This is a genomic window from Streptomyces sp. NPDC018019 (assembly GCF_044327805.1).
Lineage (GTDB): Bacteria > Actinomycetota > Actinomycetes > Streptomycetales > Streptomycetaceae > Streptomyces.
The window spans coordinates 19,238-37,420 of record NZ_JBIRGD010000021.1 but is presented as its reverse complement, the minus strand read 5'-3'; the positions used below and the strand labels follow the sequence as shown (position 1 = coordinate 37,420).

The 18,183-nt window shown below is 74.0% G+C and carries 6 protein-coding genes; 1 reads left to right on the top strand and 5 read right to left on the bottom strand.

Annotated elements, in window-relative coordinates; all coding sequences use genetic code 11:
- Positions 1-163 precede the first annotated feature (163 nt).
- Positions 164-910: a BTAD domain-containing putative transcriptional regulator gene (locus ACH4FX_RS29600; protein WP_398484056.1), complete on the top strand. Its 747-nt coding sequence runs from the start codon at positions 164-166 to the stop codon at positions 908-910.
- A 119-nt stretch (positions 911-1,029) separates the two neighbouring features.
- On the opposite strand, the gene ACH4FX_RS29595 is transcribed toward ACH4FX_RS29600, so the two are convergent.
- Genes ACH4FX_RS29595 through ACH4FX_RS29575 form a run of 5 tightly spaced genes read right to left on the bottom strand, consistent with a single transcriptional unit; the run spans position 1,030 to position 18,181 of the window.
- On the bottom strand, positions 1,030-1,848 hold the full coding sequence (locus ACH4FX_RS29595) for an ABC transporter permease (RefSeq protein ID WP_398484054.1): 819 nt from the start codon (positions 1,846-1,848) through the stop codon (positions 1,030-1,032).
- Entirely contained in the window at positions 1,841-2,806 is a 966-nt protein-coding gene (locus tag ACH4FX_RS29590; protein WP_398484052.1) for an ATP-binding cassette domain-containing protein, read from the bottom strand. The genes ACH4FX_RS29595 and ACH4FX_RS29590 overlap by 8 nt, the downstream gene beginning before the upstream one ends.
- A gap of 5 nt (positions 2,807-2,811) precedes the next feature.
- The gene (locus tag ACH4FX_RS29585; protein ID WP_398484050.1) at positions 2,812-3,024 is read right to left on the bottom strand and encodes an MbtH family protein; all 213 of its coding nucleotides are present in this window, start codon (positions 3,022-3,024) and stop codon (positions 2,812-2,814) included.
- Positions 3,025-3,062: 38 nt separating this feature from the next.
- Complete coding sequence (locus tag ACH4FX_RS29580) at positions 3,063-10,220, bottom strand: amino acid adenylation domain-containing protein (protein ID WP_398484049.1); 7,158 nt, start codon at positions 10,218-10,220, stop codon at positions 3,063-3,065.
- A 29-nt stretch (positions 10,221-10,249) separates the two neighbouring features.
- Positions 10,250-18,181: an amino acid adenylation domain-containing protein gene (locus ACH4FX_RS29575; protein ID WP_398484047.1), complete on the bottom strand. Its 7,932-nt coding sequence runs from the start codon at positions 18,179-18,181 to the stop codon at positions 10,250-10,252.
- Positions 18,182-18,183 lie beyond the last annotated feature (2 nt).

Here is an 18,183-nt window from a genome sequence, read left to right as displayed (position 1 = left end):
GTACGTAGCGTTGGCATTCGCGATGGCAGCCGGGTCCCGGGGGTAGGGCGCGCCGCCGAGCTTCCGCTCCTACCGGACCGGGGGGACAGTCGCCGGCAGATGCGGGCTCTACGAGCACCAGCGGGGATGGGACACACCGGTGCTGATCAATGTTCTTGGCCCGATGGGCGTCGAACACGGGGGAAAGACCTACCGGATACGTGCGAAGAAGGTGCGCACCCTGTTAACCGTCCTGGCGTTGCACGCCGGGCGGACGGTTTCCTGGGACACGCTGGTCACCGAGCTGTGGCCCGACAAGGACCTGGCGAACAGCAGGAACGCGCTGCACGCCAACACCGTGCGGCTGCGCAAGCTGCTGGAGAGCTGGGAACTGGGCGTGCATCCCAACGACATGGTGGTGACGGCCAACAACAGCTATCTGCTCGCGCTGCCGCCCGAGTCGACGGACGCCGTCCGGTTCCTCAGACTGGCCTCCCAGGGCTCGGAGTTGCTGCGCGACGACCCCGGGCGGGCCGGCGAGGTGCTGAACGAGGCGCTACGGCTGTGGCGCGGTCCGGCGCTGCTGGACGCGGGCGAAGGACTGCTCTGCCGGTCCACGGCCGCCCAGCTCGAAGAGCGGCTGATGACGCTCCGGGAAGACCTGGTGATGGTCAAGCTGCACACCGGCGGCGAACGTGACGTCATCGCCGACCTCCAGGAACTGGTCGTGGCACACCCCGGGCGGGAGCGTTTCAGCGAGCAGCTGATGATTGCGCTCTATCGCTGCGGCAGACAGAGCGAGGCGCTGGACGTGTACCAGCGCACCCGCGCCTGGCTGGTGAACGAACTCGGGCTCGATGTCGGGCGTTCGCTGCGGGAGTTGTACCAGTCCGTACTGTCCCAGGACCCGGTGCTGGACGCACGGGCCTGACCGGGCCGACCCTGCCCGGATTGTTCGCTGAGATGAACGGGGCGCCACCCCGGGGCTCATACGAGTCCCCGTGGCGCCCCGTTCGTCCGTCCGGCCCCGGTGGCGCCGCATCCGCCCGCTCACGCCTTCCGGTACGCCCGCAGGCTCAGCGGTACGCACACGGCCAGCAGCACGGCGAGCGTGCCCGCCGTCACCAGGACCGGGTGGTCCGCCGGGAAGCCCGTACCGGTCACCACCGGATTGCCCCACAGGGTGCGGCAGGCCGTGACCACCGCGCTGACCGGGTTCCATTCGGCCAGCGGCCGGATCCACGACGGCAGCCCCGCCACGGAGAAGAAGGCGTTCGACAGGAACGAGAACGCCACCAGCACGATCGCGCCGACCGAGTCGATGGTCTCCGGCGACCGCAGGAGCAGGCCGAGCAGCACGCCCACCCAGAGCATGGTGTAGATGAAGGCAAGGATCAGGGCGAAGCCGGCCGCCACCGACAGCGGGCCCGCGTGCGGGCGCCAGCCGACGGCCAGGCCCACCAGCATCACGATCACCAGCCCGAGCGCCGAGACGATCAGGTCGGAGAGCGTCTGGCCGACCAGGACGGCCGTACGGGAGACCGGCAGCGACCGGAAGCGGTCCACCAGCCCGCCGCGCATGTCCATCGCCACACCGATGGCGGTGGGCCCGATGCTCGCCAGTCCGACCTGCACGGCCACCCCGGCCATCAGGTACTCCTGGTAGTTGCCGCTGCCGGGCACCGAGATGGAGTTGCGGAAGAGATAGCCCACCGCGATCAGCAGGATCAGCGGGTTCATCACGATGCCGAGGAACTTCCCCGGCGCCCGCCGCAGGTGCAGCAGGTGCCGCCCGGCCAGGGCGGCGGTGTCGGCCAGGCCCGCGAACGGGCCGCCCGGCGGCACGGTGGCGACGCGGACTTCACTCATGGACGCTCGTCTCCGGCTCGTTGCGCTCGGTCAGTTGGAAGAACACGTCGTCGAGGGTGGGGCGCCGTACCTCGAAGTCGGTGACCTCGACGCCCGCGGCCCGCAGCGCGCCGGCGAGTGCGGCCACGCTCTCCAGGCCGGTGTCGAGTTGCACGGTCAGCCGCAGCGCCGCGGCGTCCACCACCGGCTCGGCGGCGGCCAGGGCGGAGACGGCGGACAGCGCGGTGGGCAGCTGGCCGGGGCGGGCGACCGCGACCTGGAGGTGGTCGGTGCCGACGGTGCGCTTGAGTTCGGCCGGGGTGCCCGCGGCGATCACCTTGCCGGTGTCGATCACCACGATCTGGTCGGCCAGCTGGTCGGCCTCCTCCAGGTACTGCGTGGTGAGCAGGACGGTGATGCCCTCGCCGACGAGTTCGCGCACCACCTTCCACAGCACGGTGCGGCTGGTCGGGTCCAGGCCGGTGGTCGGCTCGTCCAGGAAGAGCACCGGCGGCCGGCCGATGATGCAGGTGGCCAGGTCGAGCCGGCGCCGCATACCGCCGGAGTAGGTGCCCACCGGACGGTCGGCGGCGTCCTCCAGCTCGAACCGGGTGAGCAGTTCGGCGGCCCGCTGCCGGGCGCCGCGCCGGCCCTGCCGCAGCAGCCGGCCGAGCAGGACCAGGTTCTCGCGCCCGGTGAGCAGCTCGTCGACGGCCGCGTACTGTCCGGCCAGGCCGATCCGGCGGCGCACCTCCTTGCTCTGGCGCACCACGTCGTACCCGGCGACGGTGGCGTGCCCGGCGTCCGGCGTCAGCAGCGTGGACAGCACCCGTACGGTCGTCGTCTTGCCCGCCCCGTTGGGGCCGAGCACACCGAGCACCGAGCCGGCGGCCACCGACAGGTCGACGCCGCGCAGCGCGTGGTGGCTCTTGTAGCGCTTCTGCAGCCCTTCCGCGTAGACCGCGGTGTCCGCCCCCATCGCGGTCAGCTGCCGGCGTGGGCGGTGGCGAGGCTCTTGGGCCGCATGTCGGTCCAGTCGCGCTCGACGGCGGCCAGCGCCTCGGCGCGGGGCCGCGCTTCGAGGGTGATCGTCCAGCCCGCCGGCACCTCGGCGAAGACCGGCCAGATGCTGTGCTGGCCCTCGTCGTTGACCAGGACGTGGAAGGTGCCGTCTTCGTTGTCCAAGGGGTTCGCCATGGGAGTCTCCTCGCGATCGTGGGTGGTACGGGGGCGGGTCAGCCGTGCAGCAGGCCGAGTTCGGCGGCGACGGCGCGGCCGATGGCGGTCTGCGGCCCGGAATGCATCATGAATTCGTGGCCGCACGGGGCCGGGTGAACCGTCGTGTCGCCGGTGTGCGCGGCCCACCGGCCGGGCCGTGCGGCGCGCTCCGCCGGGGTCAGGCCGAGTTCCGCGACGAACAGGTGCATCGGAGCCCGTACGCGGCCCGGTGTGTGCTCCTGGACGAGGCGGACGTGGTTGCGCATGACGTCCACGAGCCGGGGGATGTCCAGGTCGCCCAGCGGGCTGTCGGCCCGGCGCAGGGCGTCGCGGACCGTCTCGGGTGTCGGCCCGTCGCCGTCCGCCTCGGACGTGCTCTCCAGGCCGCAGTATTCGAGGACGGCGGTCAGCAGTTCCGCGTCCGTGGGGACGGGATCGGCGGGCCCGGCCGGGTAGCTGTCCAGGTTGGCGAGGAGCGCCACGTTCTCGCCCGCCGCCTCCAGCTGCACCGCCATCTCGTGCGCGACGATGCCGCCGTAGGACCAGCCGAGCAGGTGGTACGGGCCGGCCGGCTGGATCGCGCGGACCCGCTCGACGTACTCGGCCGCGACCTCCGCGATGCTCCCCGGCAGCGGGCCCGTGCCGCTCAGGCCGGACGCCTGGAGGCCGTACACCGGGTGCCGTTCGTCGATGTGCCCGGTGAGTCCGAGGTAGGGCAGGGCGAAGCCCATGCCGCCGTGCACGCAGAACAGCGGCGGGAGGTCGCCGGTGGAGCGCAGCGGCAGCACCGGGCCGTACGGGTCCAGCGGCGCGGCGCCGGCGGCCGGGTCGTCCAGCCGCTGCCGTACCCGGTCCAGGAACGTGGTGCCGGTGGCCCGGCCGCTCCGCTCCAGGGCCGCCGCCAGCGCTTCGACGGTCTTGTGCCGGAACACGTCGGGCAGCGCGAGGTCGAGACCGGCCGTGCGGGCCCGGCCGACGACCTGGACGGAGCGGATGCTGTCGCCGCCCAGCTCGAAGAAGTCCGCCTCGGCGCCGACCGCGGGCAGGTTCAGGACCTCGGCGAAGACCTGGCAGAGCAGCGTCTCGTGGGCCGTGCGCGGGGCGCGGCCGTGGGCGGCCGCCGCGGTCGGATCGAGGGCGGGCAGGGCCTTGCGGTCGACCTTGCCGTTCGGGGTGAGCGGCAGGGCGTCCAGCGTCACGAAGGCGCTGGGGACCATGTAGTCCGGCAGCAGTCCGGACAGGTGCTCGCGCAGCGCGGCGGCGGGCACCGGCGCGTCCTCCGGTACGAGGTACGCGGCCAGCCGCCGGTCGCCGGGGCGGTCCTCCCGTACGGCGGCGACCGCCTGGGCGATGCCGGGGTGCGCGGCCAGCGCGCTCTCGATCTCGCCGAGTTCGATACGGAAGCCGCGCAGCTTGACCTGGTCGTCGACGCGCCCGGCGTATTCGAGGATGCCGTCCGCCGTCCAGCGCGCCAGGTCGCCGGTGCGGTACATCCGCGCGCCCGCCGGGCCGAACGGGTCGGCCACGAAGCGCCCGGCGGTCAGGCCCGGGCGGCCGAGGTAGCCGCGCGCCAGCTGGGCGCCCGCGAGGTACAGCTCGCCGGTCACGCCGGGCGCGACCGGGTTCAGCCGGCCGTCCAGCACGTACGCCCGGGTGTTGGCCAGCGGTCGGCCGATGGGCGGCCTGCCGGCGCCGGTGAGCGGGTCGCTGGAGGTGGCGCAGACGGTGGACTCGGTGGGCCCGTAGCAGTTGTACAGGGACCGGCCGGCCGACCAGCGGGCGGCGACCTCGGACGGCAGTGCCTCGCCCGCGGTGATCAGGGTCAGGTCGCCCGGCAGGGTGACGTCCTCGGGGAAGGCCGCCAGCACGACCGGGGGCAGCACGGCGAGGTTGACGCCGTGCCGGGTGATCAGCTCGGCCAGCGGCTCGCCGGGGCCGCGGCTCTCCGGTGTGGCCAGTACCAGCGTGCCGCCGGACAGCAGGGCCATCGACAGTTCGGCGGTGGCCGCGTCGAAGCTCGGCGAGGCGAACTGGAGCACGCGGGAGCGTGCGCCGAGCCCGAAGCGCCGGATGTGGTCGGCGGCGAGCGCGGCCACGCCCGCGTGCTCGACCACCACGCCCTTGGGCCGCCCGGTCGATCCGGACGTGTAGATCACGTACGCGGCGTCACGGCGGGTCAGCGGCCGGGTACGGTCGGCGTCGGTCAGGTCGGTGCCCGGCACCGCGTCGCCCGCGAGGCCGCCGTCGAGTTCGATCACCTGCGCCCCGCCGTCCCGCAGGGTCCCGCCCGTCCCGGGCGCGGCCAGTACGCAGACCGGTGCGGCGTCGCCGACCATGTACGCGATCCGGTCGGCCGGATAGTCCGGGTCCAGCGGCAGATAGGCCGCACCGGACTTCAGGACGGCCAGGATCGACACGATCATCTCGACCGACCGGGGCAGCAGCAGGCCGACCAGCGTGCCGGGCCCGGCGCCGCGCCCGGCCAGCACACGGGCCAGCCGGTTGGCGCGCGCGTTCAGCTCCCCGTACGTCAGCGAGGTGTCGCGGAGGACGACGGCCTCGTGGTCCGGCTGCCGGGCGGCGTGCGCCTCGAAGAGCTGCGCGACGGTCCGTGCGGGCACCTCGGTGGTGGCGCTGTTCCAGTCGCCGACGACGCGCCGGCGCTCCGCGTCGCCCAGGACGTCGATGCTGCTCAGCGGCGCCTTCGGGGCGGCGGCCACGGCCGTCAGGACCCGGGTGAAGCGTTCGGTGAGCTGCCGGACGGTCTCCGGCCGGAACAGCTGGGTGCTGTACTCGACGACCAGGTCGATGCCGCCGAACTCCGTACCCTCCGCGACGTCTTCCGCGGACCGCTCGGTGAGCTGGAACGCCAGGTCGAACTTGGCCGTGGTGCTGCCCACCGGCTGTACGGCCGCCGACAGCCCCGGCAGCGCGACCGTGGCACCGGCCGTGTTCTGGAACGCCAGCATGACCTGGAACAGCGGCTGCCGGGCCAGCGACCGGACCGGGTTGCAGACCTCGACCAGCCGCTCGAACGGCAGATCCTGGTTCTCGTACGCGGCCAGGTCCGTTTCCCGTACGCGGCGCAGCAGTTCGGTGAAGGCCGGGTCGCCCGAGGTGTCCGTGCGCAGGACGAGGGTGTTGGTGAAGAAGCCCACCAGGTCGTCCAGCGCCTCGTCCGTACGGCCCGCGATCGGGCTGCCGAGCGGGATGTCCTCCCCGGCGCCCATACGGGTCAGCAGTGCGGCCAGCGCGGCCTGGACGACCATGAACAGGCTGACGCCGTGCGCGCGGGCCAGTCCGGCCAGGGCGCGGTGCAGGTCCGGGCCGAGGACCGCGGTGTGCTCGGCGCCCTCGTGCCCGGCGACGGCCGGGCGGGCGAAGTCCGCGGGCAGCCCGATCTCCTCGGGCAGTCCGGCCAGCGCGTTCTTCCAGTACGCGAGCTGGCGGGCGGCGGGGCTGCCGGCGTCGTCCTCGTCGCCGAGCACCTCGCGCTGCCACAGCGCGTAGTCCGCGTACTGGACGGGCAGTTCGGCCCACTCCGGGGCCGTGCCGCCGCGCCGGGCGGCGTAGGCGCGGGCGAGGTCGCCGGCCAGCGGGGTCAGCGACCAGCCGTCGCCCGCGATGTGGTGCAGGACGAGCAGCAGCACATGCTCGGTGGCGGACAGCCGGAACAGGTCCGCGCGCAGCGGGATCTCGTGGGCCAGGTCGAAGCCGCGGGCGGCTTCCCCGGCCAGCAGTGCGTCCAGACGTGCCGCGTCGGCCGGGTGCTCACGCAGCCCGAACCCGGTCTCCGCCAAGGGCAGTACGTGCTGGCGCGGGTTCCCGTCACGGTCGGGGAAGACCGTCCGCAGGCTCTCGTGACGGCCCACGAGGTCGCGCAGCGCGCCGCTCAGCGCGTCCCGGTCGAGGTCGCCGGTCAGGCGCAGGGCGAGCGGGATGTTGTACGTGCCGTGCGCGCCGTCCAGCCGGTTGAGGAACCACAGCCGCAGCTGGGCGTAGGACAGCGGTACGTCCTCCGGCCGGACTCCCGGGCGCAGGGCGGGGCGCGCGGTTCCGGCGCGCGGCAGCCGCTCGGCCAGCCCCGCGGGCGTGGGCGCCTCGAACAGGGCACGGACCGGGACCTCGGCCCCCAGGACCGTACGGATACGGCTCACCACCCGCGCGGCCAGCAGGGAGTGCCCGCCGTGCGCGAAGAAGTCCTCCTCGGGACCGAACCGCGGCAGGCCCAGCACCTCGGCGAACACCTGGCACAGCAGGTCTTCCTGCGGGCTGCGCACGGCCCGGCCGGTGGCCCGGTGCCGCAGCTCGGGGTCGGGCAGGGCCTTGCGGTCCACTTTGCCGTTCGGGGTGAGCGGCAGGGCGTCCAGGGTGACGAAGGCGGCGGGCACCATGTACTCCGGCACCCGCTCGGCCAGGTAGGCGCGCAGCGCGCCGGGCTCCGGCGCCGCGGCGCCCTCGGCCGGGGTGAGATAGCCGGCCAGCAGCGGTTCGCCCGGCCGCGCCTCCCGTACGGCGACGAGGGCCTGGCCGATCTCCGGGTGGCCGGACAGCGCGTTCTCGATCTCGCCCAGCTCGATGCGGAAGCCGCGGATCTTGACCTGGTGGTCGGCGCGCCCGACGTACTCCACCTGCCCGTCGGCGCCGAGGCGCACCAGGTCGCCGGTGCGGTACATCCGTCCGCCGGCCGGGTCGGCCACGAACCGCTCGGCGGTCAGGCCGGGGCGGCCCAGGTAGCCGCGGGCGAGTCCGGCGCCCGCGATGTACAGCTCGCCGACCACACCGGGCGCGACCGGCCGCAGCCAGTCGTCCAGGATGTGCAGCCGGGTGTTGGCGACCGGGAAGCCGATGGCGGGCGCGCCGGGCCGGACGCCGTCCAGCGCCGGGGCGGCGGTGGACCAGATGGTGGTCTCGGTGGGCCCGTACATGTTGGTGATGCTCGCGGTGGCCTTGCGCAGCGCCTCGCCCAGCGGCTCGCTCAGCGCCTCGCCGCCGACGAAGCCCCGGACGCCGCCGAGCACGTCCGGTGCCGCGGTGACCAGCGCCTGCCACAGGCTCGGCGTGGCCTGGAGGACCGTGGCGCCGGTGGCGGTGACCGCGCGGCCGAGCGCGGCCGGGTCCCGTACGGTCTCCCGGTCGGCCAGGGCCAGCCGGGCGCCGCTGACCAGCGGCCCGAACAGTTCGGTGTTGGCGATGTCGAAGCCGAACGTGGTGACGCTGAGCAGCGTTTCGCCGCGCTCCAGGGCGTACCGGTGCCGGATGTCCTCGATGACGTTGGCGAAGCCGCCCCGGGTGACCACGACGCCCTTGGGGCGGCCGGTGGAGCCGGAGGTGAACAGGACGTACGCGGCGTCGTCGGCGCCGAGCGGACGGGCCCGGTCCGTGTCGGTGAGGTCGGTGTCGGGATACCCCGCCACCAGCGCCGCGACGTCCTCGCGGTCCATGACCCAGCGGGTCTGTCCGGCGTCCGGCAGGCCGCCGTCGGTGGCCGTCGTGGTGAGCGCCAGGACGGGCCGGGTGTCCTCCAGGACCACGGTGTTGCGCTCGGCCGGGTGGTCCGGGTCGACGGGCAGGTAGGCGGCGCCGGTCTTGAGCACCGCGAGCGCGGCGACGACCAGGCCGGTGGAGCGGGGCAGCGCGATGGCGACGGTACGGCCGGGCCCGGCGCCGTGCGCGACGAGGGCGTGCGCGAGGCGGTTGGCGCGTGCGTTCAGCTCGCGGTAGGTGAGGGCGTCGTCCCCGCACACCACGGCGGTGTCGTCGGGCAGTTCCCGTACCCGCTCCTCGACGGCCTCGGTCACCGGCCGGGCCGGTGCCGCGGTGGCCACGGCGTCCCCGGCCGCCCGGAGCAGTCCGGCCTCCTCCGGTTCCAGCACGGTGATGCGGGCGAGCGGCTGCTCCGGGTCGGCGGCGACGGCCTCCAGTACGCGCAGCAGGCGCCGCCCGAACCGCTCGGCGTCGGCGGTCCCGTACAGGTCGGGCGCGTAGTCGAAACGCAGTCCGAGGCGGGTGCCGGGGCCGGGCAGCACGGCGAGGGCGAGCGGGTAGTGGGTGACGGAGCGGATCGCCGCGTCCATGACCCGCAGCCCCGGCAGCGACGCCGCCAGTCGGTCCTCGTCCATCGGGTAACTCTGGAACAGCATGACGGTGTCGAAGAGTTCACCGATGCCGGCCTGCCGCTGGATGTCGGCGAGCCCGACGTGCTCGTACGGCATCAGCCCGGACTGCCGCTCCTGGACGTCCGCGAGCAGCGCCGCCACCGTCTGGCCGGGGCGCGCCGTCACCCGTACGGGAATGGTGTTGGCGAACAGGCCGACCATCGTCTCGACACCGGGCAGTTCGGCCGGGCGGCCCGCGGTGACGGTGCCGAACACCACGTCCTCGCGGCCGGTGAGGGCGCCCAGCACCAGCGACCAGGCGGCCTGGAAGACGGTGTTGAGGGTGACACCGAGGCCGCGCGCCCGCGCCGCCAGGTCGGCCGCCAGCCGCTCGGGCACGTCCATGGTCAGCGAGTGCGGCAGCACCGGGGTACGGCCGTCCGCCGGGGCCAGGCGGGTGGGTTCGGCCAGCCCGGCGAGCGCGTCGCGCCACGCGGCGTGCGCGGCGGCCTCGTCCTGCGCGCCCAGCCAGGCCAGGTAGTTCCGGTACGGGGCGGCCTCCGGCAGCCCGGCGCCGTCCCCCCGGCCGCCGTGCGCGTACAGCGTGAACAGGTCCTGGATGAGCATCGGCAGCGACCAGCCGTCGGCCAGGCTGTGGTGCAGCGTCCAGATGAACGTGTGCCGCTGTGCCGACTGCCGGACCAGCACGAACCGCATCAGCGGCGGCCGGGCCAGGTCGAAGCGGCGGCCCCGCTCCTCGTCGGCCGCCGCGCGCAACCGCTCGGCGTCCGCGTCCGGCAGGTCCAGTTCACGCCACGGCAGCTCGGCCTCGTGCGGGACGAGCTGTACGGGGTCACCGGTCGCCCGGCGGCGGAAGCAGGCCCGCAGGTTGGGGTGGCGCCGCAGCAGCCCGGCGCACGCGGCGCGCAGCGCGCTCGTGTCGAGCGGCCCGTCCAGCTCGACGCTCAGTTGCAGCGAGTACGCGTCCGCGCTCTGCGGGTCGTACTCGGAGAGGAACAACAGTCCCTTCTGCAACGGCGCCAGTGGCAGTACGTCACTGATACCCGAACGCTTCACGGCGCCCTTCCCTTCGTCCTTCGCCGAGCTCACTGAAAGTCCCCGAATTCCATGTCGAACTCGTCGAGTTCGTCGTCCGACAGCGCGACCAGCGGCTGGTCGGCGGCCACCGGCTGGTAAGCGGCCGGCGCCTCCTGGGCCGGCTGCGCGGCGGTGGCGAGCGCGGCGGGCGTCTTGTGCAGGAACACGTCCCGCGGCGTGATCACCAGGTCGGCCTTACGGGCCCGGCCGACCAGCTGGATGGAGCTGATGCTGTCCCCGCCGAGCGTGAAGAAGTCGGCGTCGGCGGCGACGGACGGCAGGTCCAGCACCTCGGCGAAGGCCGCACAGAAGAACTCCTCCTGCGGGGTGCGCGGCGCCCGGCCCCCGTGCGCCGGCGCGGTCGCCTCGGGGGCGGTGAGGGCCTTGCGGTCGACCTTGCCGTTCGGGGTGAGCGGCAGGGCGCCCAGGGTCACGAACTCGCCCGGGACCATGTACTCGGGCAGGACGAGCAACAGGTCGGCCCGTACGCGGGCGGGATCGGCCGGTCCGACGAGATAGCCGACCAGGCGCTTACGGCCGGTGGCCGCGTCGGTGTGCACCTGCGCCGCCGCGTCCGTGACACCCTCGACGGCCCGCAGGGCCGCCTCGATCTCGCCCAGCTCGATCCGACGGCCACGGATCTTGACCTGATGGTCCCGGCGCTCCAGGAACTCCAGCTGCCCGTCCGGCCGGTAGACCACCCGGTCACCGGTCCGGTACATCCGCGTACCCACCGGACCGAAGGGGTCAGCCATGAAGGTCGAGGCTGTCCGCGCGGGATCACCCAGGTAGCCACGGCCCACGCCGGTCCCCGCGACGTACAGCTCGCCGGGCACGCCGACGGGTACGGGGCGCAGCGCGTCGTCCAGCACGTACAGGCGGGTGTTGCGCACCACGCGGCCGATCGGCGTCCGCGAGCCCGACAGGTCCGTGTCCACGGTCAGTACGGCGTGCGTCACGTCGTCCGAGCACTCGGTGGGCCCGTAGGCGTTGACCAGCGGAATGCCCGGGTAGCGGGCGAACCAGCGGCGGCACACGTCCACCGGCAGCGCCTCGCCCGTCACCACCAGGTAGCGCAGCTTCGGCAGCGAGGGGAACCCGTCACCCGCCGTCTCCCACGCGTCCAGCGCGGCCCGCAGCAGCGACGGCACGACTTCGAGGACGGAGACGCCTTCGGACACCGTCACGTCGAAGAGCGCGTCCGGGTCCGCGGCGGTCACCCGGTCCACGACGCGGGTGGTGCCACCCGCCACCAGCGCGGCCAGCATCTGCCACACCGAGATGTCGAAGGTCACCGGCGCGTTGTGCACCAGCACATCGCCCTCGGCCATCGCCAGGTCCTCGACCTTGGCCAGCAGGTGGTTGACCATGCCGCGCCGGTGCACCATCGCGCCCTTGGGACGCCCGGTGGAACCGGAGGTGTAGATCACGTACGCGAGATCGTCCTCACCCCCACGTACGGGCCCCAGCCCCTCCGCCCGCGTCCCCGCACCCGGGAACGGCTCGTCCAGGCACAGCACACGCAGCTCACCGTCGTACGCCTCGGCGATCTCCCGCGCACGGGTCATCTCGCCGGGCCCGGCCAGCAGGAAACGTGCGCCGCTGTCCGCGAGCAGACCCGTCTGCCGGGCGATCGGCGCCTCCACATCCAGCGGCAGCCACGCGGCGCCTGCCTGCAAGACACCCAATACGCCCCCGACATAGCGGGCCCCGGGCTCACCGAGCACAGCCACCAGCGAGCCCAACTCAGCCCCGGCCTCCGTCAGACGCCCGGCCACACCATCGGCCCACACGGCAAGGGCCCCGTACGAAACCCGCACCTCACCGTCGGCCACCGCCACCGCATCCGGACGGGCAGCCGCGTGCTCCCGCACCCGCTCCACCACACCCGCGAAACCACCACCGCGCTCCGTCGCGTTCCACTCCACCAGCAACCGCCGCGACTCCGCCTCGTCCACGAGGCCGAGGGCGGCCAGCGGCCGGTCGGCGGTGGCCGGGACGGCGGCGAGGAGGTGCAGCAAGCGGTTGCCGAGCCGTTCGACCGCGTCCCGGGGGAACAGATCGGGCGCGTAGTCGAAGCGCAGGTCCAGCCGGTGGCCGGCGCCGGGCAGGACCGCCAGGCTCAGCGGGTAGTGCCGCCCGTCGCGGGCCTCGGCCTCCAGGAGGCGCAGGCCGGTGGCGGCGGCACGGACGCTCTCCTCGTCCAGCGGGAAGTTCTCGAAGAGCAGGACGGTGTCGAAGAGGTCGCCGATACCCGCCCGGTTCTGGATCTCGGCCAGCCCGGCGTGTTCGTACGGCATCAGGGCGGACTGCCGTTCCTGGATGCCGGCGAGCAGGTCGGCGACGGTCTGCTCGGGCCGGGGCCGTACCCGTACCGGCACCGTGTTGAGGAACAGGCCGATCATGCTCTCGACGCCGGGGACCTCGGCCGGGCGGCCGGAGGTGACCGCGCCGAACACGATGTCGTCGCGGCCGGTGAGGCTGCCCAGCAGCAGGGCCCAGCAGCCCTGGAAGACGGTGTTCAGGGTCAGGCCGCGCTCGCGTGCCCAGGAGGCGAGCCCGGTGGCCAACGGCTCGGGCACCGCCGTGGTGACCGTCTCCGCGAGGACGGCCGCGCGCCCGGCGCCCTCCGGGGCGGCCAAGGTCGGCTCCTCGACGCCGTGCAGGGCCTCCTTCCACGCCGCCAGCGCCGCCTCGGTGTCCTGCTCGGCCAGCCAGGCCAGATAGTCGCGGTAGGGCACGGGCTCGGGCAGCTCGGCAGCGGCGGCACCGGCGCCAGAACCGGCCGCGTACAGCGTGAACAGCTCCTTGACCAGCAGCGGCATCGACCAGCCGTCCACCAGGCTGTGGTGGATCGTCCACAGGAAGCGGTGCCGGTCCGGTCCGGTGCGGGCCAGGACGAAGCGCATCAGGGGCGCCTCGGCCGGGTCGGAGAGGTCGAAGCGGCGGGCGCGTTCCCCGTCCGCCAGACGGGCCACGGCATCGGCGCCGTCGGCGGACAGGTCCGTCTCCCGCCACGGCACCTCGACCGCATTCGGTACCAGCTGGACGGGCGCGCCGGTCTCGCGGTGCCGGAAGGTGGCCCGCAGGTTGGGGTGCCGGTGCAGCAGCTGGGCGCAGGCGGCGCGCAGCCTGTCGGCGTCCACGTCCCCGCCCAGTTCCAGGCCGAGCTGGAGGACGTACGCGTCCACGCCGTCCCGCTCGTACTCGGACAGGAACAACAGGCCCTTCTGGAGCGGCGCCAGCGGCAGCACGTCCGCCAGGCCGGAGGCCGCCATCTCCGCCTCATACGCGTCCAGTTCGCCCTGGGTGACCGACACCAGGGGCAGGTCGGAGGGCACCCGGCCGCCCGCGCCGGGCCGGGCCGCGTGGGTCACCAGCAGTTCCAGCGCGCGGAACCAGGTGCGGGCGATGTCCCGCGCGTCCTCGTCCGGCAGGATCTCCCCGGCCCACAGCCAGTCCGCGACCAGGTGCGGGCCGTCGGGCCGGTCCTCGGTGACCGGGGTGACCTCCAGGACGTGCTGGAGCGGCATCTCGGGAGCGGCGGCGGTGCCGACCGCGGCGCCCTCGCCCGACAGCGACCAGTCGGCCGCGCCGGCGGCGGTGAACCGGCCCATGTAGTTGAACCCGATCCGCGGGCGCGGGTGGCGGGCCAGCAGGGCGCTGGTCTGCGGGTTGAGGTAGCGCAGCAGGCCGTGGCCCAGGCCGTGGTCGGGGATGGCCCGCAGCTGCTCCTTGATCCGCTTGACGGCGGTGCCGACGGCGTCGCCGCCCGCCCAGACCTCGTCCCAGTCCAGCGCCCCGGGGGCGAGGCGGACCGGGAAGGCGCTGGTGAACCAGCCGACCGTACGGGACAGGTCGGTGTTGTCCACGACCTGCTCGCGGCCGTGGCCTTCGAGTTCGATCAGCGTGTCCGTGCCCGCGTCCGGGCCGTCGGCCGGGTGCTTGCGGCGGCGCCAGTCGGCCACCGCCAGCGCGAGCCCGGTCAGCAGCACGTCGTTGATCTCGGCGTGGAACGCCGGCGCCACCTCGGTCAGCAGGGCCGCGGTCTGCTCGGCCGGCAGCTCCACGCGCAGGCGGTGGGCGGTCGCGTAGGTGTCCCGCGCGGCGTCCAGGCCGCGGAGGCCGGGGAGCGGATCGGGGCCGCTCGCGTTCCCGGTCCACAGCGGCAGCTCGGCGGTACGGGCGGCGGTACGCGCGTCGTCGGCCAGGAGCCGCGCCCAGCTGCGGTACGAGGTGCCGACCGGTGCCAGTTCCGGCGTACGGCCCGCTTCGACGGCCGACCAGGCGGCGGCCAGGTCCGGCAGCAGCACCCGCCAGGACACGCCGTCCACGGCCAGGTGGTGCACCATCAGCAGCAGCCGCCGGGGCTGTGCGGGACCGGCGTTCAGCAGGACGGCCCGGAGCAGGCGGCCGGCGGTCGGGTCGAGGCGCCGCTGTGCGACGGCGGCCTGTTCGACGACCACCGCGTCACCGTCCGCGTCGGCCGGTACGGCGGCCTCGGACACCGCACCCGTCAGGTCCACACTGCCCTGCGGCCTTACCTTCAGGGTCCACAAGCCCTCTACGGGCACGTCCAGTTGCATTCGCAGCGCGTCGTGCCGGTCGGTCACCGCGTGCAGCGCACGGGCCAGCCGCCCGGTGTCCACGCCGTCCGGGACCTGCACGACGACGTACTGCGCGAACGAGCCCACCGGACCGGCGACCGGGCCGCCGTCCTCCCGCAGCTGGTGGGCGATCGGCATGATCTCCAGCTCGCCGACCCCGTCGTCCGTGCCGATCACCGCCGCCGCGTCCTGCGCGGCGCGGGCGGCGGTGGCCAGGGCGGCCGGGGTCTTGCGCAGGAACACGTCCCGCGGCGCGAATACCAGGCCCGCCTTACGGGCCCGGCTCACGACCTGGATAGAGCTGATGCTGTCCCCACCGAGCGCGAAGAAGTCGGCGTCGGCGGCGACGGACGGCAGGCTCAGCACCTCGGCGAAGGCGGCGCAGAGGACCTCTTCCTCGCGGGTGCGCGGGGCGCGGCCGGACCAGGGCGCGGCGGTCGTCCCGGGGGCGGTGAGGGCCTTGCGGTCGACCTTGCCGTTCGGGGTGAGCGGCAGGGCTTCGAGCGCGACGAACTCACCGGGAATCATGTACTCGGGAAGCACCTTGCCCAGCGCGGCGCGCACCTCGTCCGCCCCGGCCGGTCCGACGAGATAGCCGACCAGGCGCTTACGGCCGGTGGCCGCGTCGGTGTGCACCTGCGCCGCCGCGTCCGTGACACCCTCGTCGGCCCGCAGGGCCGCCTCGATCTCGCCCAGCTCGATACGCCGGCCACGGATCTTGACCTGATGGTCCCGGCGCTCCAGGAACTCCAGCTGCCCGTCCGGCCGGTAGACCACCCGGTCACCGGTCCGGTACATCCGCGTACCCGCCGGACCGAAGGGATCGGCCATGAACGTCGAAGCCGTCCGCCCCGGATCACCGAGATAACCGCGTCCGACACCCGTGCCCGCCACATACAGCTCACCGGGCACACCGACCGGCACCGGCCGCAGCGCGTCGTCCAGCACATACAGGCGGGTGTTGCGCACCACCCGCCCGATCGGCGTCCGGGTGCCCAGCTCGCTCGACGCGTCGAGCACCGCGTGCGTCACGTCGTCCGAGCACTCAGTGGGTCCGTACGCGTTGACCAGCGGAATCCCCGGATAGCGGGCGAACCAGCGGCGGCACACGTCCACCGGCAGCGCCTCGCCCGTCACCACCAGGTAGCGCAGCTTCGGCAGCGACGGGAATCCCCCCGCCGTCTCCCACGCGTCCAGCGCGGCCCGCAGCAGCGACGGCACGACCTCCAGCACCGTCACGTCCTCGTCGACGGTCACCGCGAACAGCGCGTCCGGGTCCGCGGCGGTCACCCGGTCCACGACGCGGGTGGTGCCACCCGCCACCAGCGCGGCCAGCATCTGCCACACCGAGATGTCGAAGGTCACCGGCGCGTTGTGCACCAGCACATCGCCCTCGGCCATCGCCAGGTCCTCGACCTTGGCCAGCAGGTGGTTGACCATGCCGCGCCGGTGCACCATCGCACCCTTCGGGCGACCGGTGGAACCGGAGGTGTAGATCACATACGCGAGATCGTCCTCACCCCCACGTACGGGCCCCAGCCCCTCCGCCCGCGTCCCCGCACCCGGGAACGGGTCATCGAGTACGAGCACCCGTACGCCGGAACCGGCCGCCGCCACGATCTCCTCGGCCCGCGCCACCTGCCCGGGCCCGGCCAGCAGGAAACGTGCGCCGCTGTCCGCGAGCAGACCCGTCTGCCGGGCGATCGGCGCCTCCACATCCAACGGCAGCCACGCGGCACCCGCCTGCAAAACGCCCAGCACACCCCCGACATAGCGGGCCCCAGGCTCACCGAGCACAGCCACCAGCGAACCCAACTCAGCCCCGGCCTCCGTCAGACGCCCGGCCACACCATCGGCCCACACGGCAAGGGACCCGTAAGAAACCCGCACCTCACCGTCGGCCACCGCCACCGCATCCGGACGAGCCGACGCGTGCTCCCGCACCCGCTCCACCACACCCGCGAAACCACCACCGCGCTCCGTCGCGTTCCACTCCACCAGCAGCCGCCGCGACTCCGCCTCCGCGAGCACCCCGACGCCCGCGAGCGGGCGGTCGGCCGCCGCCTGCGACAGGGCGTCCAGGAAGGCGGCGAAGCGGTCGCGGTGGGCGTCGAGGTCGGCGGCGGAGTACAGCTCGGGGTTGGCGTTGAGGTGGATCTCGACGTCGTCGCCCGCGGAGTCGGAGACCGCGAACATGAAGTCGTTGACGATGCCGGTGGACAGGTTGGTGAGGGTCACCGCGCAGGGACCGAAGGCGAGTTCCGGCTCGGGCGGCAGGACGTTGACGAACGGGCCGAAGGGGCGCCGGTCGTCGGCCCGCAGGCCCATGTCGCGGCGTACCCGGTCGCCTCGGTAGCGCTGGTGGTTCAGCGTCCGCAGCAGGGCGTCGGCGACCGTGCGCAGCAGCTGGCCGGGCGTGGTGCCGGGCGCGATGGCGACGCGCAGCGGAAGGTAGTTGGCGACCATGCCGGGCACCGAGCGGCCGGCGGCGCTGGTGCGCGCGTTGACCGGCAGGGTCAGCAGGATCTCGTCCGCGCCGGTCAGCCGCTGCGTGTAGGCGGCAGCGGCGGCGATCACCAGCGTCGGCCAGGTCACCCGGGCGCGGCTCGCGGCGGCGCGCAGGCGCTGCACCACCGGCCGCGGGAGGGTCGTGCTGCGGCGCAGGAAGCCGCGGGCGGGGGCCGGTTCACGGCCGGAGAAGCTGACCGGGTCGGGTGCGTCGGCGTAGGCACGGGCCCAGTAGGCGCGGTCCCGCTCGGCGCGCCGCGACGACGCGTACGCGATCTCGTCGTCCACCAGTGTCTTCAGCGGCGGCAGCTGCCCCTCGTCGGTGGGGCGGCCCTCGTGCAGGGCGGTGTAGAGGTCGGCCAGCCGGCGGTAGAACAGCGGGCGGACGAAGCTGTCGCTGACGATGTGGTGCGCGCACAGGTAGAGGAACGCCCGGCCGGGGCCGAGGGTGAGCAGCGCGGCCCGCATCAGCGGGAAGGACAGGACGTCGATCGGGCGGTCCAGGTCCCGGGCCATCCAGGCGCGGGCGGCGGCCTCCGGGTCGTCGGCGCCGCTCAGGTCGACCGTGGTGTACGGCAGGGTCTCCAGGGGCTCGACGGTCTGCCGGGGCTCGCCGTCCGCCTCGGTGAAGCGGACGCGGAAGCACTCGGCCTCGTCGAGGGCCAGGCGCAGCGCCGTCTCCAGGCGGGCGGCGTCCAGCGGGCCGCGGATGTCGAAGTGGTCGGCCATGTTGTAGGCCAGGTCGCCGTCGGCGAACTGCTCGTCGAACCAGATCTCGGTCTGGGCCGCGGTGAGCGGCAGACCCGGCTCGATACGTGCGGTCATGA